Source organism: Streptomyces enissocaesilis (assembly GCF_039533765.1).
Classification (GTDB): domain Bacteria; phylum Actinomycetota; class Actinomycetes; order Streptomycetales; family Streptomycetaceae; genus Streptomyces; species Streptomyces enissocaesilis.
In genome coordinates this window covers 60777-86535 of the sequence record NZ_BAAAUD010000034.1, presented here as the reverse complement: position 1 = coordinate 86535, position 25759 = coordinate 60777, and the positions used below count along the sequence as shown (strand labels likewise).

Annotated in this window: 23 protein-coding genes and 1 pseudogene; 13 read left to right on the top strand and 11 right to left on the bottom strand. The window is 70.7% G+C overall.

Translation table 11 applies throughout. The features are described 5' to 3' along the window. Positions 1-5: 5 nt before the first annotated feature. Complete coding sequence (locus tag ABD374_RS15565) at positions 6-1310, bottom strand: ABC transporter substrate-binding protein (protein ID WP_344495537.1); 1305 nt, start codon at positions 1308-1310, stop codon at positions 6-8. Positions 1311-1450: 140 nt separating this feature from the next. On the opposite strand from ABD374_RS15565, the gene ABD374_RS15560 reads away from it, so the two are divergent. The 3 genes from ABD374_RS15560 to ABD374_RS15550 all read left to right on the top strand — a co-directional run bounded on the left by ABD374_RS15560 (position 1451) and on the right by ABD374_RS15550 (position 5264). Then, the gene (locus ABD374_RS15560; RefSeq protein ID WP_344495535.1) at positions 1451-2476 is read left to right on the top strand and encodes a LacI family DNA-binding transcriptional regulator; all 1026 of its coding nucleotides are present in this window, start codon (positions 1451-1453) and stop codon (positions 2474-2476) included. 485 nt (positions 2477-2961) lie between these two features. Next, positions 2962-4344: a glycoside hydrolase family 10 protein gene (locus ABD374_RS15555; protein ID WP_344495533.1), complete on the top strand. Its 1383-nt coding sequence runs from the start codon at positions 2962-2964 to the stop codon at positions 4342-4344. Between the two features lie 263 nt (positions 4345-4607). Continuing rightward, positions 4608-5264 carry a class III lanthionine synthetase LanKC N-terminal domain-containing protein gene (locus ABD374_RS15550; RefSeq protein ID WP_344495531.1) on the top strand — a complete coding sequence of 219 codons (657 nt, stop codon included), beginning with the start codon at positions 4608-4610 and terminating at the stop codon, positions 5262-5264. Here ABD374_RS15550 and ABD374_RS15545 read toward each other — a convergent pair. Both ABD374_RS15545 and ABD374_RS15540 read right to left on the bottom strand, forming a co-directional pair. Next, positions 5243-8110, bottom strand: coding sequence for a beta-L-arabinofuranosidase domain-containing protein (locus ABD374_RS15545; protein ID WP_344495529.1), 2868 nt, complete (start codon positions 8108-8110; stop codon positions 5243-5245). The two genes, ABD374_RS15550 and ABD374_RS15545, sit on opposite strands and share 22 nt — an antisense overlap. A 162-nt stretch (positions 8111-8272) precedes the next feature. After that, complete coding sequence (locus ABD374_RS15540) at positions 8273-9148, bottom strand: LysR family transcriptional regulator (protein WP_344495527.1); 876 nt, start codon at positions 9146-9148, stop codon at positions 8273-8275. 97 nt (positions 9149-9245) lie between these two features. On the opposite strand from ABD374_RS15540, the gene ABD374_RS15535 reads away from it, so the two are divergent. Beyond that, on the top strand, positions 9246-10226 hold the full coding sequence (locus ABD374_RS15535; RefSeq protein WP_425577248.1) for an EamA family transporter: 981 nt from the start codon (positions 9246-9248) through the stop codon (positions 10224-10226). A 232-nt stretch (positions 10227-10458) separates the two neighbouring features. Here ABD374_RS15535 and ABD374_RS15530 read toward each other — a convergent pair whose 3' ends face one another. Further along, positions 10459-11178, bottom strand: a complete 720-nt coding sequence (locus tag ABD374_RS15530) for a leucine-rich repeat domain-containing protein (protein WP_344495525.1) — start codon at positions 11176-11178, stop codon at positions 10459-10461. A gap of 220 nt (positions 11179-11398) precedes the next feature. On the opposite strand from ABD374_RS15530, the gene ABD374_RS15525 reads away from it, so the two are divergent. From ABD374_RS15525 to ABD374_RS15505, 5 genes and pseudogenes are all read left to right on the top strand, one after another. Continuing rightward, positions 11399-12958, top strand: a complete 1560-nt coding sequence (locus tag ABD374_RS15525) for an MFS transporter (RefSeq protein ID WP_344495523.1) — start codon at positions 11399-11401, stop codon at positions 12956-12958. Between the two features lie 154 nt (positions 12959-13112). Then, positions 13113-13558 (top strand): annotated as a pseudogene (locus ABD374_RS15520) (flavin reductase family protein). A gap of 152 nt (positions 13559-13710) precedes the next feature. Next, positions 13711-14154, top strand: a complete 444-nt coding sequence (locus ABD374_RS15515) for an ATP-binding protein (protein ID WP_344495521.1) — start codon at positions 13711-13713, stop codon at positions 14152-14154. Between the two features lie 259 nt (positions 14155-14413). Then, positions 14414-14593, top strand: a complete 180-nt coding sequence (locus ABD374_RS15510) for a hypothetical protein (RefSeq protein WP_344495519.1) — start codon at positions 14414-14416, stop codon at positions 14591-14593. Between the two features lie 192 nt (positions 14594-14785). Further along, positions 14786-15289 (top strand): hypothetical protein, encoded by a 504-nt coding sequence (locus tag ABD374_RS15505; protein WP_344495517.1) that lies wholly within the window; start codon positions 14786-14788, stop codon positions 15287-15289. Between the two features lie 99 nt (positions 15290-15388). Here the strand turns inward: ABD374_RS15505 and ABD374_RS15500 are convergent, their stop codons facing one another. Together ABD374_RS15500 and ABD374_RS15495 are read right to left on the bottom strand one after the other, a co-directional pair. Continuing rightward, on the bottom strand, positions 15389-16021 hold the full coding sequence (locus ABD374_RS15500; RefSeq protein WP_344495515.1) for a DUF305 domain-containing protein: 633 nt from the start codon (positions 16019-16021) through the stop codon (positions 15389-15391). A gap of 84 nt (positions 16022-16105) precedes the next feature. After that, positions 16106-16537 carry a DUF6153 family protein gene (locus ABD374_RS15495; protein ID WP_344495513.1) on the bottom strand — a complete coding sequence of 144 codons (432 nt, stop codon included), beginning with the start codon at positions 16535-16537 and terminating at the stop codon, positions 16106-16108. Between the two features lie 186 nt (positions 16538-16723). Here ABD374_RS15495 and ABD374_RS15490 point away from each other — a divergent pair, with 186 nt between their 5' ends. Next, entirely contained in the window at positions 16724-18178 is a 1455-nt protein-coding gene (locus tag ABD374_RS15490) for a glyceraldehyde-3-phosphate dehydrogenase (RefSeq protein ID WP_344495511.1), read from the top strand. Positions 18179-18555: 377 nt separating this feature from the next. Here the strand turns inward: ABD374_RS15490 and ABD374_RS15485 are convergent, their stop codons facing one another. The 3 genes from ABD374_RS15485 to ABD374_RS15475 all read right to left on the bottom strand — a co-directional run bounded on the left by ABD374_RS15485 (position 18556) and on the right by ABD374_RS15475 (position 21977). Further along, positions 18556-18960, bottom strand: coding sequence for a thioesterase family protein (locus tag ABD374_RS15485; protein ID WP_344495509.1), 405 nt, complete (start codon positions 18958-18960; stop codon positions 18556-18558). A gap of 160 nt (positions 18961-19120) precedes the next feature. After that, positions 19121-20317 carry a macrolide family glycosyltransferase gene (locus ABD374_RS15480; protein WP_344495507.1) on the bottom strand — a complete coding sequence of 399 codons (1197 nt, stop codon included), beginning with the start codon at positions 20315-20317 and terminating at the stop codon, positions 19121-19123. 136 nt (positions 20318-20453) lie between these two features. Next, a complete protein-coding gene (locus ABD374_RS15475; protein WP_344495505.1) occupies positions 20454-21977 on the bottom strand; it encodes a CocE/NonD family hydrolase in 1524 nt (507 codons plus the stop codon). A 266-nt stretch (positions 21978-22243) separates the two neighbouring features. On the opposite strand from ABD374_RS15475, the gene ABD374_RS15470 reads away from it, so the two are divergent. Continuing rightward, the gene (locus ABD374_RS15470) at positions 22244-22411 is read left to right on the top strand and encodes a hypothetical protein (RefSeq protein WP_344495503.1); all 168 of its coding nucleotides are present in this window, start codon (positions 22244-22246) and stop codon (positions 22409-22411) included. 336 nt (positions 22412-22747) lie between these two features. Here the strand turns inward: ABD374_RS15470 and ABD374_RS15465 are convergent, their stop codons facing one another. Next, a complete protein-coding gene (locus tag ABD374_RS15465) occupies positions 22748-23488 on the bottom strand; it encodes an anti-sigma factor (RefSeq protein ID WP_344495501.1) in 741 nt (246 codons plus the stop codon). Next, positions 23485-24009, bottom strand: coding sequence for a sigma-70 family RNA polymerase sigma factor (locus ABD374_RS15460; RefSeq protein ID WP_344495499.1), 525 nt, complete (start codon positions 24007-24009; stop codon positions 23485-23487). Before ABD374_RS15460 ends, ABD374_RS15465 begins: the two co-directional genes overlap by 4 nt. 373 nt (positions 24010-24382) lie before the next feature. Between ABD374_RS15460 and ABD374_RS15455 the strand changes: the two genes are divergently transcribed. Then, a complete protein-coding gene (locus ABD374_RS15455) occupies positions 24383-25039 on the top strand; it encodes a fasciclin domain-containing protein (protein WP_344495497.1) in 657 nt (218 codons plus the stop codon). Positions 25040-25190: 151 nt separating this feature from the next. Continuing rightward, positions 25191-25664, top strand: coding sequence for an ATP-binding protein (locus ABD374_RS15450; protein WP_344495495.1), 474 nt, complete (start codon positions 25191-25193; stop codon positions 25662-25664). Positions 25665-25759 lie beyond the last annotated feature (95 nt).

The window sequence follows — 25759 nt, the reverse complement described above, 5'->3', positions numbered from 1 at the left end:
CCGGGTCAGGCGGTGGGGAGGGCCTGCATGGCCTTGATGAAGCCGTCCGCGTCGGTCTGTCCGTCGAAGAACTGCTGGACGGCCTGGTGGATGGGGGTGATGGCGGCCGGCGGATAGGCCTGGTCCCACGACAACTGGAACGAGGGGGCCTTCTTGACCAGGGCGAACTGATAGCCGGAGTACGCGGGGTTCGCCGCGGTGTCGAGGAGCTTCTCGGTGTTCGTCGTGGTGGGCAGGTTTCCGATGGCCAGCTGCTTCTCGACGAACTCGTCGGAGTACATGAGCTTCAGGAACTCCGCGACGGCTTCCGGGTGCTTCGTCTTCTTCAGCACCGAGTAGAAGTTGTTGGTGTTGCCGACGAGGTTGGCCCGGTCGCCCTTGCCGCCCTCGACGCCCGGGAAGGCGGTGTAGCCGAGGTCCTTCGCGGCGAACTCCGGGTCGGCGTCCTGCTGCGTGGCGTAGGCCCACGAGCCCATCAGCTCGAAGCCCGCCCTGCCACCGGCCAGGAGCGCGGGAGAACCGCCGTCGGTGAACTTCACCGAGTCGAAGTTGGTGCCGAAGGCGCCGGCGTCGACGAGCTCCTCGATCATGCCGAGGGCCTTCCTGCTGTCCGCGCTCTCCCAGGCGCTCTTGTCGCCTTCGAGCGCCTTCCGGAAGAGCTCCGGCCCCGCGACGCGGTCGTAGAGGTACTCGAACCACATCAGCGTCGGCCACTTGTCGCCGCCGCCGAGGGCGATCGGCGTCCTGCCCCCGGCCTTGAGGGCCTTGACCGCGTCGAGCAGCTCCGTCCAGGTGGTGGGCGCGGCCACACCCGCGTCGGCCAGCACCTTCTTGTTGTGGAACAGCAGGATCGGCTGCGTGCCGCGCATCGGGACGCCGTAGGACTTGCCGTCGATGACGGCGGTGTCGAAGACCGACGGCAGGAAGTTGGACTTCAGGCCGGGGTCGTCCTTGATGAAGTCGTCCAGCGGCATCAGGAGGCCGGCCTCGACGTAGGGCTGGATGCTGCCGCCGCCCCAGTTGAAGAAGACGTCCGGGGCCTGCGGGGTGCTGATGATCGTCTGGAGCTTCTGCTGGTAGTCGGCGCCGGGAATGGTGTCCAGGACGGCTTTGACCTTCGACGTCTTGTTGAAGGTGGCGACGAGCTGCTTCTCGACCTTGTTGGTGGCGTCTCCGTAGACGAGGACGTGGAACTCGCCCTCGCCGGACGACGCCCCGTCCCCCTCGCCCCCGCAGGCGGACAGGCCCAGAGCCAGGGCCAGTGTCACGCCGCCGGCGAGCATGCGGGCATACCGCGCACGTATCTTCATCTCTGCCTCTCGAAAGTTTCGATAGCTCTGCCGAAAGTTCTCGCAGTCCCGGACAGTAGGGCGAGGTCTCGTGAGGGGTCAACGGGCGTGCGGCGGCGCGACCAAACCGTTACCGGAAAGCCGTGCCCTATCCTTCGGGCATGCGCGAAGACGACGACGTGGAGGGCCGGGTGACCCTGGCCGAGGTGGCGACGCAGGCCGGTGTCTCCCTCTCGACAGTTTCGAAAGTCCTCAACGGCCGTTCCGATGTCTCCCGCCCGACCCGCACCAAGGTCGAGCGGCTGCTGGAGACCCACGGCTACCGCCGCCGTGCGCACGGAACGCCCCAGGCACCCCTCATCGAGCTGGTCTTCCACGAGCTGGAGAGCGTCTGGGCGATGGAGCTCATCCGCGGCGTCGAGAACGTCGCGAAGGAGAACAACGCCAGCGTGGTGCTCACCGAGAGCGGCACCCGTCACGCACCCGGACCGGACTGGGTCGAGGGGGTCCTGCGGCGCCGCCCGCTCGGCGTGGTCCTCGTCTTCTCCACCCTGCCCGACCGGGTGAAGAGGCAACTCAGGTCCCGGGCCATCCCGTTCGTCATCATCGACCCGGCGGGCGATCCCGAGCCGGACGTGCCCTCCGTCGGCTCGGCCAACTGGTCCGGAGGCATGGCGGCCACCCGCCACCTCATCGACCGCGGGCACGAGCGCATCGCCATCATCACCGGGCCCGAGGACATGATGTGTTCCCTGGCGCGGCTCGACGGCTACCGCTCCGCCATGGCCATGGCGGGCCTCGAGCCCGATCCCCGTCTCGTACGGTACGGAGACTTCCACGTCCAGGGCGGCTTCTCGCACGCCATGGAGCTGCTCGAGGCACCGGACCGGCCCACCGCCGTCTTCGCCGGCAGCGACCTGCAGGCGCTCGGGGTCCTGGAGGCGGCGCGCCGCAAGGGGCTGAGCGTCCCGCGGGACCTGTCGGTGGTGGGGTACGACGACGTCCCGCTCGCCCAGTGGTCGAGCCCGGCCCTGACGACCGTCCACCAGCCACTGCGGCAGATGGCCCAGGAGGCGGCGCAGATGCTGCTGCGGCCGCACGACCCGGACACGGCGGCCCTGCGCATCGAGCTCGCCACCACGCTGGTGGTGCGGCAGAGCACCGCACCGCCGCCCGGCGACGCCTGACGGGCCGCGCCTCTCCCTCCCCTCGCACGCGGGTACCTTTTCCGAAACTTTCTGTGAGATTTCGAAAGACGTCTCGTCACGCCTGAAGCCGTCGATCCCGGCGTCAACCACCGCCGCAGAGACGGCCGTTGCCCCGGATCCCACGCTCCGGCGGAACGCTCGCCACAATGGCGTCCCGGTGCGCACGAGCCGTTCCGGACGGACCTCTGCGCAAGTGGTTGACCCCCCAGGGGACCAGCCGTAAGGTCTCCGCAGCCATTCGGAGAATTTTTCGAAACTTTCGAATGGCCTGCCGGCTCCACCTCGTCCCACGCGCTCGTGCGGCCCGACCGGCGGCGACAGCGTTCGCCAGGTACGTCCCGACCGTCTCGGTACCGCTCGACCGCCCGACCCCTCACCTGCCCGACACGCACCCGCCGTTCGACGGGGGCGTCGTGCCGCGATGCGGCGGACGCGCGCCTCCGTCCCGCCAGAAGAGGATGAAGATGGTCACGAGTACTTCCACCGAACGCGGGCGGACCCGTCCGCGCCGGCGTTCCCGCGCCCGACACACCCTCGCCCTCGCCGCGGCGTGCCTCCTCGCCGCGACGGGCACGACGGCCTTGTCCGGCACGGCCGAGGCCGCGGGCACCACCCTCGCCTCCGCGGCGGCCGGCAAGGGGCGCTACTTCGGCACCGCCGTCGCCGCCAGCCACCTGGGCGAATCCGCCTACGTCTCCACGCTGAACACGGAGTTCGACTCGGTGACGCCCGAGAACGAGATGAAGTGGGACGCCCTCGAAGGCACCAGGAACTCGTTCAGCTTCGGTTCCGCCGACCGGATCGTCAGCCACGCCCAGAGCAGGGGCATGAAGGTCCGCGGACACACCCTGGTGTGGCACTCCCAGCTGCCCGGCTGGGTCGGGGGCCTCGGCGCCGCCGACCTGAGGTCGGCGATGAACCACCACATCACCCAGGTCATGCAGCACTACAAGGGCAAGATCCACTCCTGGGACGTGGTCAACGAGGCCTTCCAGGACGGCGGCAGCGGCGCCCGGCGCAGCTCGCCCTTCCAGGACAAGCTCGGCAACGGCTTCATCGAGGAGGCGTTCCGTACCGCCCGCGCCGCCGACCCCGGCGCCAAGCTCTGCTACAACGACTACAACACCGACGGCGTCAACGCGAAGAGCAATGCCGTCTACGCCATGGTGAAGGACTTCAAGGCGCGCGGCGTGCCGATCGACTGCGTGGGTTTCCAGTCCCACTTCAACAGCGCGTCGCCGGTTCCCGGTGACTACCGGGCGAACCTGCAGCGCTTCGCCGATCTCGGCGTGGACGTCCAGATCACCGAGCTGGACATCGAAGGCTCCGGCAGCTCCCAGGCCACCAGCTACGGCACCGCGGTGAACGCCTGCCTGGCCGTCGCCCGCTGCACCGGCATCACGGTCTGGGGCGTCACCGACAAGTACTCCTGGCGCAGCGGCGGCACCCCCCTGCTGTTCGACGGCAACTACCACAAGAAGCCCGCCTACCATGCCGTACTGTCCGCACTCGGCGGCTCCGCCGGCGGGGGCGGCGGAAGCGCCGGCTGCACCGCGTCCTACAGCAAGGCCGAGGAGTGGGGCGACCGTTTCAACGGCAGGGTGACCGTGACCGCGGGCGCCTCCGCGATCAGCAACTGGACCGTGACCGTCACCGTGACACCTCCGCAGCGGATCTCCACGACCTGGAACGGCACACCCAGCTGGAACAGCGGCGGAAATGTCATGACCATGAAGCCCAACGGCAACGGAAACCTGGCGGCCGGGGCGTCGACGAGCTTCGGTTTCACCGTCATGACGAACGGCACCACTTCGGCCCCCGTCATCGGCTCCTGCACCGTCTCCTGACCACCGGCAGCGCCGCCCCCGGGCCACAGCGGCGGAAGCGGCCCGGGGCGTGGCACTCCGCACGGTGCGGCCGTGCTTTTTTCACGGCCATCGCGTGACAGCCGGTGGTGTTCCGCGCCGGGCAACTCTGCGATCGTCAAACGTAGACGTTGCTCCAGTGGTATCGGAGCGGACCTCTCATCGCTCCGGCTCCGTACGCGTGTCCGTACGCGCGGCATGCGCCGCCCCAGGAGCTGAACGGGACTCCGAACGGGAGGGACCCGGTGGACAAGCGCTACGAGGCCTACTGCCTCATGGACGCCCACTTCTACGACACGCCGGCTCGCGCCCGCGGTGGGAACACCGCGTTCGCCCGGGCCCGGCGCCCGACTCCCGCCTCCTGGACCCGCTCCGAGACGGACACCTGGGTCGTGCTCCGCCCCGACGGCGTCGCGCTTCCCCTCCAGGGCTGGAAGGCCCTCGACGAGCCGGTCCGAGGGCCCGTCCTTCCCGATGAGCCCGGGTGGCCGCAGGGCCAGCACCCTGCGGAGCCTCTCCAGTGTCGGCGCCCCCGCCACCAGCAGCGTCCGGCACTCGGGGAGACGCCTGCACAGCTCGCCCGCCGTGGCGAGCACCTCGTCCTGACGGGAGTCGACGTCGATGACGACCACATCGGGGCGGTACGACAGCGCTCGTGCGACGAACTGCCCGTCTTCCCCGGCATCCGCGACGACCTCCATGTCCTCCTCGCGCGTCAGGAGAGCGTCGAGCGCTCCGCGCAGGAGTCCGTTTTCCTCGACGAGAAGGACACGGATCACTGGCGCTCCCTGCTGTCGGACCTGCCTCACGGCGAATTGCCCCCGCTCGCGCCCTTAAATACCGTTCGTCGGGCTCCGGGGCCACGATCCCGCGTCCTGTGTCACCGCCACCTGCCCGCGTAGGACGCCCTCTTGGCCGTGCTCACCGCCTTCCGGCCGTCGGCCGCGCCGAGCAGTCCCGCGCCCACCCAGGTGTCCACCGTGGATTCCACGTGCCGCACCAGGGCCTGCTTGTTCCTGAAGGGGGCGGCGGCCCAGATCTCGTCGAGGAGCGTGGTGCCGTCGGGCCGGGCCGGGTTGGCGACGCCGGACTCCGTGGCGCCGAAGACGACCCGCGGCTCGGCGCGCCGGAAGTAGGCGTGGGTGGGGTCCTCGGTCCCCTCGAAGAAGGGCGCGAACTCGACGCCGTCGAGGGTGTAGTGCAGCGGTTCGCCGTCCACGGGGGTGAGGCTGGGCAGCAGATCGCCGGAGAGAGCGGCGTTGCGGTAGAGCCCGAGGCGGAGGTAGTCCGTGCGGGCGTCCCGGGCCACGAGGTTGACCGGGCCGTAGAACAGGGTCTGCACGGCCGGGTCGTCCAGGGCCTTCTCCACCCGCAGCCGGAAGGGAACACTCACGCGCACGGTGTCTCCGTCGCGCCAGGTGCGGGACACCGTGAAGTAGCTGCCGGGGAGCGGACTCCCCTTCACCGTTCTGCCGTTGACGGTCACCCGGAAACCGTCCCGCGCCCAGGCCGGCACCCTCAGCAGCAGGTCGAAGGCGGCGGGCCCGCGGCCCCGGACGGTGATCGTGGACCCCTGCTCCCTCGGGTAGTCGGTCGTCTGGGTGACGGTCACACCCTTCTCCGCCCAGGTGAGCGTGGTGGGGCTGTAGAGGTTGACGTAGAGGGCGGTGCCGTCGGGCCGCGCGAAGTACACCGAGTCCTGGTACTTGGTGTGGCTCTCCATGCCGGTGCCCTCGCAGCACGTCGTACCCGCCTTGGGCGTGTAGTCGCGCACGTGTCCGGGGCGCAGTCCGACGAAGTAGGTGACGAGCGGCTTCTCCGCGTCCGGCCGGTCCTGTCTGGAGCCGAGGACCTGGTTGAAGAGCGTCCGCTCGTAGTAGTCCATGTACGCCGGGTCCTGCTCGTGGAAGAACAGCGTCCGGCTCAGCTTGAGCAGGTTGTACGCGCAGCAGGTCTCGGCATTGGTGTCGCCGAGGGTCGCGGCGACGGCCCCGGGCGCCTTCCAGAACTCCGCGGTGCTGGTGCCGCCGATGCCGTACATCCGGGCCGGGACGACCATGCCCCAGAAGTTCTTCGCCGCGGTGAGGTACCGCTGCTCGCCGGTCTCGTCGTACAGCCGGACCAGCCCGGTGAAGACGGGGATGTGCTGGTTGGCGTGCATGCCGTCCAGGACGTCCTCGCCCGCGGCGCAGGCGTCGATGAGCCGGTCGAGGTCGAAGAGCCGGGCCAGCGCCAGGTGTTCGCGCTTCCCGGTGACCGCGTACAGATCGCAGATCGCTTCGACGATGCCGCCGAACTCGCCGCTGGAGAAGACCCCCCACATGCGCTGCAGGGTGGTGGCGGGCAGCCGGGACAGCCGGGAGTACATCCAGCCGCACATGCCCTCGGCGAGGTCGAGCGCCCGGGCGTCGCCGGTGGCCAGGTACGCGTCGAGGAGTCCGCGCAGGATCTTGTGGGCGGTGTAGTACGGCGCCCACACCACGGTGTAGTTGCCGGCCGTCATCGACTCCAGGGTGATGAACTGCGTCTCCGGGTACGCCGCGAGGAAACCGGGGTGGCTCGGCGCGTCCCAGGTGCGGCGCAGGGTGGCGTGGAGCCCGCGGCCGGAGGAGTCGGCGAAGGTGGAGCCGCTCGTCTCGTCGAAGCGGTACGAGGCCAGGTCGCCGGCGGCCGCGGCGGACCGGTCGGCGGGCGCTTCCTGGAGCCCGGCGATCTCGGCGCCGGTCAGTGCCCGTGACCAGATGTCGACCCGGTCGAAGGCACCGGCGAAGACGGGGTCGGCGGGGAAGTGCGACCGGCCGAGCCAGTGGTGGGCGAGGGACCCGAGCGCGGCCGGGCCGAGGGTCGTGGCGTTCCGGCCGACGGCGGCGCCGTTGACGTAGAGCGTGGCGGTGGTGCCGGTGAGCGTCACCGCGAGGTGGCTCCACCGGTTCAGCGGCAGCGGGGCGGTGCCGTCGACGCCCTGCTCGCCGCCGGGGCCGCTGGTGGTGAGGGCGAAGCGGGGGTGGCCGTTCGCGTTGCGGGCGGCCAGGTAGAGGTAGCGGGTGGTGTCGTCGCCGAAGTCGAGGACGCGGGCCCAGTCGGCGTCGTGCGTGGGCTTCACCCAGGCGGAGAGGGTGAGGGAGGACGAGTCGCCGAGGACTCCGGCGGGCAGGTCGACGTACTGGTGGGAGCCTCGCACGTTCTCGGCGGCCGTGCCGGACCTCCCGGGGACACTGAGCACGGCCGGATCGCGGCGCAGTGCCTCGCGGACCTCGGTCAGGGCTCCGACCATGTAGCGGATCCTGTCGGAGTGGGCCGTCTCCCCGGTGCTCCCGTAGGCCTGGGAGAGCATGGTGAGGAAGTGGCCCGTGTAATGGCCGCGGAGGTTTCCGTTCGCCTCGCCGTCGAGACCCTCCCAGCCGCCGGGGGCGACCGCGCCGCGGGTGGAGAGCCCGGCGTTGGCGCGGAAGACCTGCAACAGCCGGTCCACGTCGTAGCCACGGCCGTGATCCAGCATCAGGTCGCGCTTGGCGGCGAAGACTCCGTTGCCGCCGAGAGTCACGTCCTCGAGCGGGAAGGGCCGGACCGTCCAGGCGGACGGAGCCGGCAGAGCGGCGCGGGCCGCACCGGCGCCGCTGCCGGGTGCGGCGCGGGGCGGGGTCCGGGGCGCCGCGGTGGCCGGGGTCCCGGGCAGGAACGACACCAGGGGCACCGCCGCGACGAGCGTCGCACCGCGGAGAAAGCGTCGTCTGTCCAGGGACGGCATGAACTCCTCATTTCGTTCGAGATATCGAACGCGGTCTGACCTGTCGATCGGACGGTAGGTCCATGACGAAGACACGTCAACACCTCCGCAGCGACAGAAGGCGACAGGAAGCACCGGGGAGCAGGGTCGCCGCCGCGCCGGACCCGCCGCCGCGAAAGCGCGTCAGCGCGGTCCGGCCGGACCGGTCGAACCGGCCACCGCCCGGGCCAGGGCCACCAGCTGACGGACGGCCGGATGCGGGGACGCGCTGCGCCAGGCCAGGAAGACGGGGGCGCTCGGGGCGTCGGACAACGGCCGGTACGTGACACCGCGGTGCGCGTGCATCTGGGCGGTGGAGGCCACCGACGCCCCCGCGCCGCGGCCCGCGGCGATCGCGGTGAGCCAGTCGTCCGTGTTGGCCACCGTGACCGTCGCCGTGGGCCGGATCTCCTCGGGCCACAGGTCCGGTGTCGTCAGGCCCGAGACCGTGTTCAGGACGACCGGGCCGGCCCCGAGGTCCGCCAGCGTCAGCGAGGCCCGCGCCGCGAGCGGGTCGTCCGACGGTACGGCCGCGACCCTGGGCTCCGTGAACAGCAACTCGGTGACCAGGCCGGGCGTGTCCACCGGGCCGCGCAGTACGGCGGCGTCGACCTCGCCGCGGGCGAGCCCTGCCGTACGGTCGTCGATCCTCAGCAGTTCGAGCGGGGTGTCCGGGTGTTCGCGCTGCCAGCGGCGCAGCAGCGGGGTGGTGTACGGGCCGAGGGCCGACCAGGCGTGCCCGAGCCGCAGGGGCCGGCGCCGCAGCCGCCCGGTGTCGAGCGCCTCGTCGAAGGCGGCGACGGCGGCGGCGGCCTTGTCACGGAAGGCCCGGCCCTCCGCCGTGAGGGCGAGGTGGTGTGTGGAGCGGTCCACCAGCCGCACGCCCATGCGCTTCTCGAGCGAGGCGAGCGTGCGGGAGACACTGGGCTGGGTGAGGCCCAGCCGGGCCGCGGCCCTGGTCACGTTGGACTCCTCCGCGATGGCGAGGAAGCAGCGGAGATGGCGCAGCTCGATGCTCATGCGTGTGGAGCATAACCGCAGCGAGAACGGCATTTCACGCGCGACGCCCGGGTCCGTAGCGTGGGGAGGACGGGACGAAGCAACCGGGGAGGCTGGTGTGAAGGACGCGCGGTCCGCGAACGCGGGCAGCGGCGCGCAGGCGGGCGCGGCGGGCGTACGGACGGAGGCGGCGGTCGCCGCGGCGGCGGTGCCCGAGGGCGCGGCCGCGCCGCCCTCCGGCGCCCGGCGTTCCCTGGGGCCGGTGGCACTCGTCGTCGCGGGCGGTCTTTCGGTGCAGTTCGGGGCGGCCGTCGCCGTGCTGCTGATGCCGCGGGCCGGCGCGCTCGGCGTCGTCACGCTGCGGCTGGTGCTCGCCGCCCTGGTGCTGCTCGCCGTCTGCCGGCCCCGGCTGCGCGGGCACTCCCGCGCCGACTGGGCCACCGTCCTCGCCTTCGGCGCCGCCATGGGCGGGATGAACATGCTCTTCTACCAGGCCGTGGACCGTATTCCGCTGGGCGCGGCGGTCACCCTGGAGGTACTGGGTCCGCTCGCCCTGTCGGTGTTCGCCTCGCGGAGGCTGGTGAACCTGCTGTGGGCGGGGCTCGCCCTCGGCGGTGTGGTGCTGCTCGGCGGAGGGGGCTTCGACCGGCTCGATCCGGCCGGTGCGGCGTTCGCCCTGGCGGCGGGCGGCATGTGGGCGGCGTACATCGTCTTCAGCGCCCGTACCGGGCGGCGCTTCCCGCAGGCGGACGGGCTGGCGCTGGCGATGGGGGTCGGCGCGCTGCTGAGCCTGCCGTTCGGGCTCATGGAGGCGGGGACGCGGCTGTTCGTTCCCTCGACGCTGGGGCTGGGACTCGCGGTGGCGCTGATGTCGTCGGTCCTGCCGTACACGCTGGAGCTGCTGGCACTGCGCAGGCTGCCCGCGGCGACGTTCGCGGTGCTGATGAGCCTGGAGCCGGCGATCGCCGCCACGGCCGGTTTCCTCGTACTGCGTCAGGCCCTTTCGCCCGCGGAGGGGCTGGCGATCGTGCTGGTCGTCGCGGCGAGCATGGGGGCGGTGCGGACGCAGGCGGCCGGAAGGGTCCCGACGGGGGCGTAGGCACAACGGAGAACGCCCCCGCGCTGTCGCGACAGCGCGCAACAGTGTCGCGCCGTCGGATCACCCTCGGTGCCGTCGAGGTCCCGCACCAGGGCAGTCGCCCGGTCACGCTTCGGATACGCGGGCCGTTGCGGCCCCGCAGGACAGAGCTCTCGCCGCCCTTCACGCGGCCGGCCGCCGACGCGCCCGGGTCCCCGCCGGCCTGACGGTGCGACAGCGCGCGCCATCCGGTTCACGCGAGGACGAAACAGCCCTGCCGTTCCAGCTCCGCCAGCAGCGGCAAGGAGGGATCGACCCCGTTCCATCGCAGATCCAGCTTCTCCAACGACGGCATCCGGGCGAGCCAGTCCGGCAGCCGGCCGACGCGGTTGCTCCGCAGGTCGATCCGGCGCAGTCGCGGGAGGCCGGCCAGCGACTCCGGCAGCTCGGTCACCGCGTTCTCCCGAAGGTCCAGGTGACGCAGCTGGTGCAATCCGGCGACCGATGACGGCAGCTGTTCGATCCTGTTCCCGCGCAACCGGAGGTCACGAAGGCTGTGGAGCCGGCCGATCGAGTCGGGCAGCGTGGTCAGCCGGTTGTGCTGTGCTCCGAGTTCGACGAGACCGGTCATGTCGCCGATGGACTCGGGCAGGACGCCGAGGAGGTTCTCGCCGACGTTGAGGTAGCGCAGTCGCGTCAGGTTCCCCAGGGAGTCCGGAAGGTGCGACAGGTGATTGTCGTGCAGGTAGAGACAGTCGCCGAGTCCGGCCAGTTCGCCCAGCTCGTCGGGCACCGACGTGAGCGCGTTGTGGCCCAGGTCCAGGGTGTTCAGCCGGCGCAGCCGGCCGATCTCCGGCGGGAGGGCCGTGAGGCCGTTGTCCGCGAGGATCAGCACGCGGAGACCGGTCTGCCGCCAGACCGACGGGGGCACCTCTCCGAGGTCCTGGCGCCACAGGTTCAGTACGTGCTCCACGGCCTCGCCCCTTCCGTCACAGCCGGCCCCGGAGGGCGGGGTCTCCCCCGCCCGGTCGCCACCCGGTCCACCCTCCCCTGATCCGCCCTCCCCTGAACGGACAGGGTGGCAGCCGGACGGACCTGGTGGCGGCGACCGAGCGGTTTGCCCAGTTTCATCAAGGGTATTCGGATGCGGCCCCTTGGGCGCCGATGGAGTCGCTGTCAGGAGGAAGCGCACGATGAGTCAGAGCGAACGCGCGGCAACCGGAACCATCACCACCAAAATCCCGGCCAGACTCGACCGCCTCCCGTGGTCGAGGTGGCACTGGATGATCGTGATCGGGCTCGGCACCGTGTGGATCCTCGACGGTCTCGAAGTGACCGTCGTCGGCACTGTCGCGAGCCGCCTCTCGGAGGAGGGCAGCGGACTGCCCATCACCGACGCGCAAGTCACCGGGGTCGCCGCCGCCCTCTATGTGGCCGGCGCCTGTTCCGGGGCCCTGTTCTTCGGCTGGCTCACCGACCGGTACGGCCGCAAGAAACTGTTCCTCATCACCCTGGCGGTCTACCTGGCGGCGACCGCGATGACCGCCCTGTCCTACTCCTCGTGGTGGTTCTTCCTCTTCCGCTTCCTCACCGGCTTCGGCATCGGCGGCGAGTACGCGGCCATCAACTCGGCCATCGACGAGCTGATCCCCAGCAAGTACCGGGGACGCGTGGACCTCATCATCAACGGCAGCTACTGGCTCGGTGCGATGGGCGGCGCCCTGCTGTCGGTCCTGGCCCTCAACACCGACATCTTCCCCAAGGACATCGGCTGGCGGCTCACCTTCGCCCTCGGTGTCGTCCTCGGCCTGGTCATCCTGCTGGTCCGCCGCCACGTGCCGGAGAGTCCGCGCTGGATGTTCATCCACGGGCGCTCGGAAGGCGCGGACGAACTCGTCACCAGGGTGGAACGCGAGATCGAGGAAGAGACCGGGAAGCGCCTGCCCGAACCCGCTACGGCCATCACCATCGAGCAGCGGCGCGGTATCGGATTCGTCGAGATCGCCCGGACCCTGTTCCGCTCCTACCCCAAGCGCGCGATCCTCGGCTTCGCGCTCTTCATCGGGCAGGCGTTCCTGTACAACGCCATCACCTTCGGATTCGGCTCGATCCTGGTGAAGTTCTTCGACGTGCCCAGCGGGTCGACGGGGTACTTCTTCGCGGCCATCGCCTTCGGCAACTTCCTCGGGCCGCTGCTGCTGGGGCGGCTGTTCGACACGGTGGGCCGCAAGCCGATGATCGCCGGCACCTACATCCTCTCGGGACTGCTGCTCTTCGTCACCGCGTGGTTCTTCAACAGCGGCTGGCTCGACGCGACGACCATGACCCTGTGCTGGGCCGTCGTCCTCTTCTTCGCCTCGGCGGGCGCGAGTTCCGCCTATCTCACGGTCAGTGAGATCTTCCCGATGGAGACCCGCGCGATGGCGATCGCCTTCTTCTACGCCATCGGCACAGCGGCCGGCGGTATCTCCGGGCCGCTGCTGTTCGCGGAGCTCACTCAGAGCGGAGTGGTGGGGGACGCCGTACTCGCGTTCTGCGTCGGCGCGTCGCTGATGGTGGCCGCAGGTGTGGTGGCGGTGTTCTTCGCCGTCGCGGCGGAGGGCAAGTCCCTCGAGGACATCGCGACTCCGCTGTCCGTCAGCACACCGGCGGGTGGCGGAGTGCCGGACGGACGGACGAGCGGGAACGGGAACGGGAACCGGGACGGGGACGAGGACAGCAGGGAAAGTCCTTCCGGCACCTTCACCGGTTGACCCTCCCTTCCCCGCCATGGGCGGCTGTCCGGCCGCCGGATCCGCGGGGAACGCCCTCACGGCCTCGCGGTCGCCGACGCGCCCCGCGGGGCCACCGGCCGGGTACGGTCGCCTCGTGAAGCTCGACACGTTCATCGATCTGCTCAACTACCCGATGTACGTCGTGACGGCCGCGGCCGCAGGAGAGCGGTCGGGATGCCTGGTGGGGTTCGCCTCCCAGTGCTCGATCCATCCGCCCCGGTTCATGGTGCGGCTGTCCACCGCCCATCACACCTGCCGCGTGGCGCGTCGGGCGTCGCATCTGGGCGTGCACCTGCTGCGTCGTGAGGACAGAGCACTGGCCGAACTGTTCGGCGGCGAGACCGGTGACCGTGTCGACACGTTCGAGCGCGTCGCATGGCAGTCGCAGGACGGCGGCACGCCGGTGCTGACCGATGCGTGTGCCTGGTTCGTCGGACGTGTTCTGGATCTCTTCGCCGGGGGGGGGACCACGTGGGTTTCCTGCTGGCACCGGTGGCCGAGTCCCCATGCCCGCCCGGCCGCGCCCAGCTGCTCGGCTTCACCGACGTCGCCGACCTGTCGCCGGGCCACCCCGCCTGATCCGAAGCGGGGCGCCGCTCGTCCACGGCGGGTCGGCACCGAGGACGGCGCACACCGGGTCAGGGCGTACTCGGATCTCCGGCGAGGTGATCCGGGCCGCAGCGGGTAGGCGTTCTGCGTCGTTGCTGGACGAGAACTCCGGAGAGAATGCCATGGCCGTCAAAGCGACCGGGTGGGCCCGCACGTTCCCCGCGGGCAAGGGCGTACGCGATGGGCGGGAGTGGACGCGCCATCAGCTGGAGGCCCTCCCCTGGGCCGCCGATGCGCCCGATACCGTGGACGAGATCGTACTGGCGGTCTCCGAACTCCTCACCAACGCACACCTGCACGCCCACAGCGACGCCCAACTGGTGCTGACCTGGGACAGCACCTGCCTGCACGTGAGCGTCCACGACGAGGCCGCCGCCGTGCCCAAGCCCAGGGACCCGGGCCCGGAGGCCGTTTCGGGAAGGGGCGTCAGCATCGTGCAGGCCCTCGCCGACAGCTGGCAGACCCATGCGCAGCAGCACGGCAAGACGGTCACCGCCTGCTTCAAGCCCCCTCACCCCGAGCCGTCGTCCGCGACGCCGCGGTCAACAGCGCCCCGGCGCTCCTGACCCGGCCGGGCAGGAGCCGGGGGACGGTGCCGGGCGGGTACGGTGCCGGGTGGCGCGACCGTCGCGGCCTCACCGGGCCTGTGCCGGACTCCCGTGAACCCGCGCTCACCGGCACGGCGGCCCCCGACGGGTGAAGGACCTGACCGGATCGGGTGACGTGCCCGGGGAAATCAAGCGGTCCGGGGCCGGGTACGCGCAAGCACACCCGGCGCACGGTGAAGATGAGACGAATCCTCGTACGCGCCGAAGGGACAGAACCATGCGCCGTCGTTTCACCCTCGCCCTCACCGCTTCCCTCGCAGCCGTCCTGCTTGCCTCCGGGACCGCCGCCGCGGTGCCCGTCGACGACACCCCCACCACCCTGACCCCGCGCGAACAGGCAGGTCTGGACTTCACCGGGCAGGTGCTCGGCTCGCTCTTCGGCGGCGCCTCCCGGTAGGCGGGCCGGCGTCCCGGCCGGGGGCTTCGCGTCCGGCCGGGACGCCCTTCTCCTCGACTCCCCTCGGCTCTCCTCGACGAAGAAGCCGTCGGTGGGATTCGGGGGTGGAGGGCCGCAACCATCGGGTGCATCCGGATGTCTCAGTAAGCAAGACCGGATAATGCGCATAAAAACGGAAGTCGAGGACATCTGATGCCCCGTACCGCTTCGCGTGCCACCACTGTCGTCACCGCGTGCGCCGCCGCGGCCGGCCTCACCCTGACCATCGCCGCCACCTCTCCGGCCGCCGTCCAGCCGGACCGGACCGCCGCGACCGCCCACCACACCCCGGCCGTGCGGACCACTCCGACGGCCGAGCCCGCCCCGGACAAGCGCTGGACCGCCGCGGAGATCCACCGCTTCCTGGCCGGTTTCTACGGCAAGCACGGCCCGTCCCCCTGGGAGCGCGAGCACCAGGTGGCGCCCGGCCTGAAGGAACGGGCGGCCGGCATCCCCGACTACGACCTGCTGCTGTGCGCCCAGAACGAGCCGCGGAACATCTCGATCGGCAAGGTGACCACCGCGCAGTCGGCGCGGGTCGGCTGGGCGACGGTCACCACCCACTGGGGCGCGAACGACAAGCAGCGCTTCACCGCGTACGTCGACCTGGACGCGGAGAAGCCCATCAAGCTGCTGGACGTCGCCTGCCGGCTGTGAGCCCGCGCGGCGGGCCGCCCGGAGCGCGGCCGGCCGAGCCCTCGGGGCGCGGAGGGAGCGGGGGCGGCTGGTGGCCGCCCCCGCAGCCGGCCCGCGAGGTCAGTTGTTGCCGAGCAGCTCGTTCATGCGGGTGATCTCGGCGCTCTGCGAGGTGACGATGGCGTCGGCCATGTCCTTGGCGGGCTGGTAGGCACCGTCGGCCTGCTCGGTCCTGGCCATCTCGACCGCACCTTCGTGGTGCTTGATCATCATCTGCATGAAGGCGGTGTCGAACGCCGTGCCGGAAGCCTTCTCCAGCTCGTCCATCTCCTCGGGCGTCATCATCCCGGACATGGAGTGCTCGCCGTGCCCGGCGCTCCGGCCCTCCTCGGGGACCTCCTCGCCCCAGGAAGCGAGCCACCCGGACAGGGTCCTGATCTCCGGGTCCTGCGCCTTCTCGATCTCCGCGGCCAGTTTCCTGACCTCGGCGGACCGCGCCCGGCTCTGCGCCAGATCGGCCATCTCGACCGCCTGACGGTGGTGCGGGATCATTCCTTTCGCGAAGGCGACGTCGGCTCCGTTGTGCTCACCCTGCCCGGCAGAGGCCGACGTGCTGGGCGAGGAGGTCCTGCCGTGGCCGTCGTGGCCGGCGGAGCCGTCATTTCCTCCGCCGCAGGCGGCGAGTGCCACGGCGGCGGTGGCCGCGGTCGCCACGGCGGCGGCACGGCGGATCAGGGAACGGTGTGCGGTCATGGTGGTGCGACTCCTGCGTGTGTGCTCGATGGGCATGGCTCTTGACGGCGGCACCGCCCGAAGGGGCGGGCGCGGCGGGCCGGCCTATATGCGCAGGAGTTGCAGTTCGCTCAACGAGGGCGGGGCCCGTCCACCCGGCGTCGCCGCAGAGGCGGGGGCGGGGACGTCCGCAGTCGGACACCCCGCAGCGGCCCCGGCCGGAGCAGGCGTCGGCAGTACGGGCGCTCCACCCGTACCACTGGCAGCGCACAGGTCGTCGGCGTGCTCAACATGTCCGCCGGCACCACCGTCGTCATGCCCGGCGTGGACGCAGTCCTCGCACCCGGCCGCGCCGGAGTGCGACCAGGCCGCGGCCACGACCGCGTGGCGGACCTCCGGCACGGCGGAGGACGAGGCCGGAGGGACAGCAGGCCCCAGGCCGTGCATGGCCACCACACCCGCCAACACGGCCAGCACCAGCAGCACGTACACCCGCGGCCCACCGGGCCGGGCCTCGCGCCACACCTGCCGTCTCATACCCGCATCATAATCGGCGGCCCGAATCCCGCCGGTTGAAGCCCCTCTGTGCCACCGGCAAGGCATTCCCCGCCCCGGTCGGGCCACGGACCCGAGCACGGCATCCCGCCCAGGCGGCCCCACCTGGATGATCAAAACACCGGTGGGGTTAGCATATGAGCGCCGCCTAGCTCGAAAGATAAACCTGTGACTGTCAATGACGACTCGTTCACCAACTGGAAGAACCGCGAGGAGATCGCGGAGTCGATGATCCCCATCATCGGGAAGCTACACCGGGAGCGTGATGTCACGATCCTGCTCCACAGCCGCTCCTTGGTGAACAAGTCAGTGGTGAGCATCCTCAAGACCCACCGTTTCGCCCGGCAGATCGCCGGCGGGGAACTCTCGGTCACCGAGACGCTGCCGTTCCTGCAGGCTCTCACCACGCTCGATCTCGGCCCTTCCCAGATCGACATCGGCATGCTCGCCGCGACGTACAAGGCCGACGACCGCGGTCTCCCGGTCGAGGAGTTCACCGCCGAGGCCGTCGCCGGCGCCACGGGTGCCAACAAGATCGAGCGCAGCGAGGGACGCGACGTCGTCCTCTACGGCTTCGGCCGCATCGGGCGCCTCGTCGCCCGCCTGCTCATCGAGAAGGCCGGCTCCGGCAACGGCCTGCGACTGCGCGCCATCGTCGTCCGCCCGAGCGGCGGCCGGGCCGCCGAGGATCTCGTCAAGCGCGCCTCGCTGCTGCGCCGCGACTCCATCCACGGCCAGTTCCAGGGCACGATCACCGTCGACGAGGCGAACAGCACGATCGTCGCCAACGGCAACGAGATCAAGGTGATCTACGCCGGCGACCCGTCGGAGGTCGACTACACGGCGTACGGCATCAAGGACGCCATCCTCATCGACAACACCGGCAAGTGGCGCGACCGCGAGGGCCTGTCGACCCACCTGCGCCCCGGCATCGACAAGGTCGTCCTGACCGCGCCGGGCAAGGGCGACGTCCCCAACATCGTGCACGGCGTCAACCACGACACGATCAAGCCCGACGACCAGATCCTGTCCTGCGCCTCCTGCACCACCAACGCGATCGTCCCGCCGCTGAAGGCGATGGCCGACGAGTACGGCGTCCTGCGCGGCCACGTGGAGACCGTCCACTCGTTCACCAACGACCAGAACCTGCTGGACAACTACCACAAGGCCGACCGCCGCGGCCGCTCGGCGCCGCTCAACATGGTGATCACCGAGACCGGTGCCGCCTCCGCCGTCGCCAAGGCGCTGCCCGACCTCAAGGCGCCGATCACCGGCAGCTCGATCCGCGTACCGGTGCCCGACGTCTCGATCGCGATCCTCAGCCTGCGGCTCGAACGCGAGACCACCCGCGAGGAGGTCCTCGACTACCTCCGCAACGTGTCGCTGACCTCGCCGCTCAAGCGCCAGATCGACTTCACCACCGCTCCCGACGCGGTGTCGAGCGACTTCATCGGCTCGCGCCACGCCTCGATCGTCGACGCCGGCGCCACCAAGGTCGACGGCGACAACGCGATCCTCTACCTGTGGTACGACAACGAGTTCGGCTACTCCTGCCAGGTCATCCGGGTCGTCCAGCACGTGTCCGGCGTCGAGTACCCGACCTACCCGGCCCCGGCGGTCTGACCTCGGCGTGTAGGTTCCGCGGTTCCGTGGCACTTCCGCGTGATCATGAGCACCGTTCGAGCATTTCCACGTGATCATGGACAGCGGCAACGTTCAGCAGCGGTCGGTTATCGACTGTTAATGACCTTCCGGTTTGGGTGGTGTGCCCGCTTCGCGCCATTCCAGTATGGCCGAACAGCTCCCACGGAAGAGCCGTAGCCGACCCGACTCCCCTGCCGCGTCGATTCGGTACGTCGACGGGTCGACCCGTGAAGTCCCTTTCAACCCCTTGCGGTTGGGGGACTTCGACGGGTCAAACCCGTGGCGCCGGGTTCGTTCCGTGCACGGGATGGCGCACTACTCGGACTGCGCCGCTCGTCCTCGGCTTCATCGTCCGTTCAGGCTCGGGACTGGGCAAGGACCCTGCCTGTGGGTTGGTTCCCGGATGTCAGGTAGCGAGAGTACTGGGCGCATTCTTCAGGGCTGATGGCGGCGCGGTTGCCGGTGGAGTCGAAACGGATGACGCGCGATCGCACCGTGGCGTGGGTGCCGTGTTCGGAGGTGACAGCGGTGAGGAGCGTCAGGCTGGCCCGGCCGACCTTCTCGGCTTGCAGAGACAGCTCGACTTCGGCTGTCGTCCAGGGCAGCGGCATGGTGAAACTGGCCTGGATCTCCGCGACACCCCAGTAGCTCTCGACGCCGTGCTTTTGCTGAAGCATCTGTGCCAGTTCGACGGCGGTGTCCTCGGCGTACCGGATCATCGACAGGTTGTGCACATTGCCGTAGATGTCGGCGTCGCTCATCCTGATGTGCCGACGGGTGGTGAAAGATTCCATTGGTGTCCTGCTCCGGGAAGGTCTTGCAGAGGGATCGAGACGGTTGTGAACGTGCCGTCGGCCGGAGATGAGGGCGTGGTGGCCTTGGGCTGCCGGACGGGGTCGAGGTGCAGATGCGGCGGCCGGATCAGCGTGTGGTCATGGGCGTGTCCGCCAGTGCCTTCTCCACGATGTCGGCCGCGGCTGCGGCTCCACCGGCTGCGCTGATGTCCTGGCGGAGCCTGGTCACCGCGGTGGCGATGTGCGGGTCGTCCATGACCGTCTGGACCGCGTCGCGCAGGGCTTCGGCGGTGGCCTGGTCCCGCGGGAGGTGACGTCCGACGCCGAGTTCTTCGACCTGGCCGGCGTTGACCTTCTGCTCGGCCATCTGCGGCACCACTACGACGGGCACCCCCAGAGAGAAGGCTTCCATCAGGCTGCCCATACCTCCATGCGTGACGAAGGCCGAGGCTGAGGCCAGAACATCGAGCTGAGGCACGCTCGCGTGCACCTCGAACCCGTCTCCTGCCTTGCCGAGTCCGGCTGCCGCCACCTCGGCGCCCACGCTCATCACCACCTGCCAGCCCAGGCCGTCGAACGCCTCGATGCAGGCCCGGTAGAACTCCGGGCGCCGGTTGAACTGGGAGCCCAACGACACGTACACCACCGGCTTGTCGCTCTGCGGCCTGTGCCAGCGGCCCTGGAAGGAACGCTCGGAGAGGGCCGGACCCACCCAGTGCGCCTCGCCCGCCCGCACCGTCTCCGGCCGCCGCTGGAAGGAGCGGGGGAAGAAGGCGACGGTGCGCGGCGGGGCCAGAGTCAGGGAGTGGACGCCGCCAGGGACCCCGAAATGCGCCAACGCGCCTGAGAGTTCGGAGAAGCCGGGGATCTGCGCGATGTCCCCGAGGCCGAAGAACTCCTGGACCACTCCCTCGTAGGGGATGTGTGTCGGTGCCAGCTGGATGGCCGGCACCTTCCAGCGCGCCGCCAGCAGCGGCCCCGCCCACGCGTACACGTCGGCTAGCACCACATCGGGCACGTCATCGGCGAACGCCTCCTCCAGTTGCGGCAGCGCCATCACATTGACGCCCACAGCCAGGGTGACCCCCTTGGCCATGTCCTCGGGGGCCTCTTCCGCCGGGGGCACGTCATAGAGCACGGGCGTCGCGCCCGCCGCGCGGACGCCGTCGGCGAACTCGGCGGTCACCGCGTAGCTCACCCGGTGACCGCGATCGACCAGTTCCCGTACGACGGCGAGGGTGGGGATCACATGACCGTGCATCGGCACGTTGAAAACCGCCACGTGCCGTGCGAGCCCTTTGCCGCCGACCACAACGTCCTGCATGAGCATGACTCCAGACTCCGCGGCACCGTGCCGCGGGAAAATCGATGTGTCGTCCTCCCAACGTCGTAGCCGTACCGGCGGACACGGCGGTCGCAGTCCCTTTTTGTCTCTGCGCGGCCAAGGGCCGCTGCCCCTGTCACCCGGTGCGGGTGTGGACACTCAGGCGGGTGTCCGCCGCCGAGAACGTCATCGAGGCGCCCAGGGGACTGACACCGGTGTAGCGGTGGTCGCCGCCGTCGATGACGAGGGCGAGACGGTGCCCCTGCACCACGTCCCAGGCGGAGGCGGGCATCCGCAGGTCGACATCGATCGCGGTTCCCGGGCGCGTGCCGGTGAACGTGTAGGGGGCGTGGCTCACCAACCGGGCCACACCCAGGGCGTCCACGTCATACAGATAGGCCACGAAGGTGCCTCGGGACGCGGTGGAGGTCACGCGGGTCCGTACCCGGGGTGATCCGCGCAGTGACCACTGGGAAGCGAGGGGGTCGCTGTGCCAGATGGCCGCCAGGGGCGGGGTGAGCAGGGGCAGGGCGGTGGTGGGAGGCAGGCCGAGGGAGTCGGCCAGGCCCGCGACCGGAAACGGGCCGGAATCCGCGGCCGAGTCCAGGCCGGCGAGCAGGCGCGGGTCCCGCCCTTCTCGAAGCGTCCGCACCCGTACGGCCGCGGGCGTGCCCTCCATCGCCTTCCAGCTCGGGTATGTCTCCAGCGCGGTGGAGTTGCGCGATCGCAGCAGGAGCGGTGCGAGACGGTCCGCGCCGTTGGGGCGGCCGAGAAGGAAGTGGTCGAGCCACCGTGTGGCATGTGCGCGGACGGTGGTCTCCGGATGCAGTAGGGATGCCTCGCGGGAGCTCGAATCGCCGTGGCCGCCGGGGTTCATCCAGAGTTGCCGGGGGCCGCTGAGCTCATCCAGCAGCCTGCCTGTCTGCCCGGCTGGCACCAGCGGATCGTTCCATTCCCCCGCCATGAACACCGGCGTGCGGCGGGTGTTGAGCGCGGCCGTGAAGGTGTGGGCGGAGCGTGCGCGCGCCCAGGCCCGCACCTCGGCCAGGTCCCTCCCGCTGGCGATGTTCTCGAAGGCTCGGCGCGTCTCAGGGCTCATCCGCCCGTCGAGCATGCCGACGGCCTGCTGGTAAGCGGTGATCGGCGCGGCGCGGGTGCCGCCGGGCACGAACGCGTCGAAGAGGTCGGTCCACGGGCACAGGGCAGCTACCGCCGTGACCCGGGCGTCGTGTGCGGCCGCGTTCAGGCTCACGGCCGCGCCGTAGGAGGAGGCGTACAGCCCGACCCTGCGCCCGTCTGCCGGCGTGTGCGCCAGTGCCCACGAGATGACGTCGGAGACGTCCGCCACGTCCCGGGGCCCTGCCATGTCGACCGCACCACCAGAGCGGCGGAACCCGCGAGGGTCGTAGGCAACGACCACATAGCCGGCTTCCGCCAACTGCTTCTTGCCGTCGAGCAGCACATCCTGCGGCATGCTCACCCACGCGCCCGGCATGACAATCAGCGGATGAGGTCCCGCCTCGGCCGGAACGTGGACAGTAGCGGCGATACGCGTGCCGTCACGCATGACGACCGTCGTGCCCGACGCCGAGGGCGTGCCGCCGTCCTGCGAGACGTTGCCCACTGCTTGCCCGCCACCGGATTCCGCAGCCGAGACCACGGTTCCCTGGCCAGCCACAACCGAAGCGAACAACGCCACGGAGACCGCGCCTCGCCGCGCAGCCGATTTCTGCCTACCGCTCATGGAGTTACCACGGCGTACCGTCCTTCTGTCCGTCGGAGGAGACGGCGTACTACGAAGGACCGCGCACGCAGCACCTCTCCCAGGACCTCAACGACGCTTGGCCCGATCTGTCACGCCTTGTGCCCGCCAGACAGCGGGTGCAAGGACCACTGCGCTACGGCGCCGGCCGGACAGACGTCGGGATGCTCGCCTCCCTGGACGCCCTGGAGGAAATGATCGCCGGCAACCTCGCCTGGTCCTACCTGACTCCCCGTTACAACGGTCACGGCCGCGTCCGGAACGGCCTCGCAGACGCCCTAGTCGTTCTCGCCCCGGAACGCACCCTCTACCTCCCGCCTCCGCCTGCCTGACCGGGTCCGTCCCAAGCCCGCACTCCTCCGGATCCGGCAGCGCCAGTTCCGGCCGGCTGCCGGTCGCTCCCCCGCAGCCCACCGCCCGCCCGTACACGTCCACTTGTCCGCCGCGACGCCCACCCCCATCGGGACAAGGGTTCCGAGCGCGGGGCGGACGAGAAGGTTCCGGTCGCGGGACGGGGAGGCGTTGTGCTGCTGCTGGATCTCGGCACCGTGGCGCCTGGCGAGCGGGCGGAGGCGTTCCCTCACGCGATGGCCGGCCGGGGTGTCGCCGTCCGCGCGTACCGCTGCCCTCCCGTCGTCACGGCCCGCCGGTGACCGCGGGCGTAGGCCTCAGGCCGGGAGCGTCATGAGGGCCAACGGAGTGGTGGTGGGCCGGGGCGAACCGCCGGCGGGCTCCACCGTGACGCCCATGCCGGTCGCCTTTCCGATGTCTCCCTCCACCACGACACCGCCGTCGCGCCGGATGAGGCCGGCCGGCCTCATCCGGCCGTCGTCGTCGAACCAGAGCTGATACGTCCTGTCCTCGGGCAGCCGTGCCAGGCCGGAGGCGAGGAAGGCCGCGCGGCCTCGGCCACGGGAGACGATCACCGTGGCCCGTCCGCCGCCCTTGACGGTGGCGACGACCGTACGGGCGTCCGGAGCGGCCAGCACCCGTGCCAGATCGCCGCTCTGCGCCCTGACCCGCTGTGCGTGCTGCCCGGCCTGCCGTGCCTCCTCGAACTGCCAGACCGCTGCCCCTGGGAACGCGGTGGCCGCGGCCACACAGGCCGCCAGGAGCAGCCGGGACATCCGGCGTGCGCGGACCGGACGGCGTACGACCTCAGCGGCCGTCACCTGCGGGGGCATCTGGCGTACGGCCTGGATCGAGGTGATGACCTGGTGCTTCATCCGAGGTGGCGGCGCGGCGGCGACGGCCGTTCCCAGACGGGCCGCGGTCGCGGTCAGCTCCCTTACTTCCTGGGTGCACTCCGGGCAGTCCCGCACGTGCCGCTCGACCATCTCGCGCTCGCCGTCCGCCACCGCGTTCAGGGCGTAGGCGCCGGTGAGGGCGTGCATGCGTTCCTCGCTCACGCGTTCACCCCCCTGCGGTCCGGAAGCCGGATCAGACCGTCGCGCAGACGTGTCCCGACCGTCCCCAGGGGCGCCGTCGGTGCGGCGGCGACCTCCCGGTGCGGGCAGCCCTGGTAGGAGGCGAGCGTGACGGCCCGACGCTGGAGCTCGGTCAGGATCCTCCGGCAGCGTCGTACGTGTTCGCCCTGCGGCCGGACCCTCGCCTCTTCACCGACCTGCTCGGAGCGGGCACGGTCCACCGCACGACGGTGAGCCGTCGTCATCATCCCTGTCATGACGCTGCCCCGGCCGGAACGGAGGCGGGCCGCGGTACGCCACACCTCGACCAGGGCCTCCCGCGCCCCCTCCTCGGACCGGGACGGATCCCGCGGCGCCTTGAGCACCGGCCCGTGGACGGGAAGGGAGATCTCGTCGCAGCGGGCGGCGAAGGCGTCCTGGTCGCCGCCGGCGACGCGAGCGACGACATCGGCCGGCTCGGGTCCACGCTGCGCGGTGCGTCCGATGCGCGCGATCTCCCTCACCGCACATCTCCCGTGGGAACCGGGCCGATTCGGCGGAGTGCGGGGTCATGGTCGCCCATGCGGGACCTTTCCAATCCAAGCGATGCGGGTGAGAAAGGCCCGGCCCTCAGCGGTTTCCGGGCGGTTCTCGCTCTTTCGCCTGATTCGTAGCCGCCGCTCTCGCGGATGGGTTCGCCGGCCGACTTTGTGTACCCGCCGGAACTCGTTCGCCCCGCCACCAATCCGCAGCGGCCCCGGCACCGAATAGACGACGTGAGGGAAGCGGTGCGGCCCCGAAGCAGCAAGAAGCGGACTGCGGGGCCGTACCCACTTGGCACCCCTCATCCCTGAGCACCGCCCGCCGGTGCGCCGACCGCCTCAAGGAGACCTGTTCATGTTCAGCACCCGCTCGCGTCGCACCGTTGCCGTCCTCGCCGCCACGGCCGCCCTTCCGCTCGTTCTCACGGCGTGCGGCATGGACGACGAAGGCGGCAGGAGCGACAAGTCCTCGGACTCCTCGGCCGCGAAGGAGAAGGACAGCGCGGGCCAGGACGACACCGGGCGGGCCGCGCAGGCGTCGGGCCCGTTCGGTCCGGGGTGTGCTTCGGTCCCGAAGGACGGCGCGGGCAGCTTCGACGGCATGGCCAAGGACCCGGTGGCGACCGCCGCGTCGAACAACCCGGCACTGTCGACACTGGTGACCGCGGTCAAGAAGGCCGGTCTGGTCGACACGCTCAACAACGCCGAGAACATCACGGTGTTCGCGCCGACCAACGACGCCTTCGCGAAGATCCCGAAGGCCGACCTCGACAAGGTCCTCAACGACAAGGCCACCCTCACCAAGATCCTGACCTACCACGTCGTGGGCGAGAAGCTCACCCCCCAGCAGCTCGAGAACGGCTCCTACGACACGCTCCAGAAGAGCAAGCTGACGACTTCCGGCTCCGGCGAGTCCTACAAGGTCAACGACACCGCGAACGTCGTCTGCGGCAACGTCCCCACCGCCAACGCCACCGTCCACATCATCGACACCGTCCTGATGCCCAAGTAACCCGAACCCCGCACGCACACCGCCGCGAGGCCGCTGCGCCACCCCACCCGGGGCGACCGCAGCGGCCTCGCCGTGCGGAAGCCGGGGCCCAGCAGGACGGCGACGCCACGGCGGGACCCATCCGGGAACCCCGCGGCGACGAATAAGGGGCATGAGAGTCGTCGTGCCCGTCGTGTCCCCCTCCCGGCCCGGCCGTGACCCGGTCGCGGCAGCGGCGGGCGCCGCTGCCGGGGCCAGAGCGGTGATCAGGCACTGTCTGGCGCGCTGGAAGCTGGAGGCCCTCACCGACGACGCCCTGCTCGTAGTGACGGAGCTGCTGACCAACGCCGTCCGCTACGGCACGCCGCCGTGGGATGTGCGCATGTGGCTGGTGTGCGAGGACAGCGGACGGCGGTACGTACGCCTGGAAGTCCACGACGCCGGGGCCGGTATCGACATCGACCGGCTGCGCGCACGCTGGCGCCACCCCTCCGGCTCCTTGATGAACGGTGGACGCGGCCTGTTCATCGTCGACACTCTCGCCTCCTCCTGGGGCGACGCCCCCTCCGGCCACGGGCACACCGTGTGGGCGGAACTGGAGGGCAGGCCCCGTCGCGCCTCCGGCTGCCGGCGCCCCGGCGGCTGAGCCCATCCCGCGGCCGGCCCGTCCGGTCGGCTCCGCGCTTCGAACAGCTGCCGACCGGTTCGCGTGACAGGTACGCGACGCGGCTCCTGGAGAAT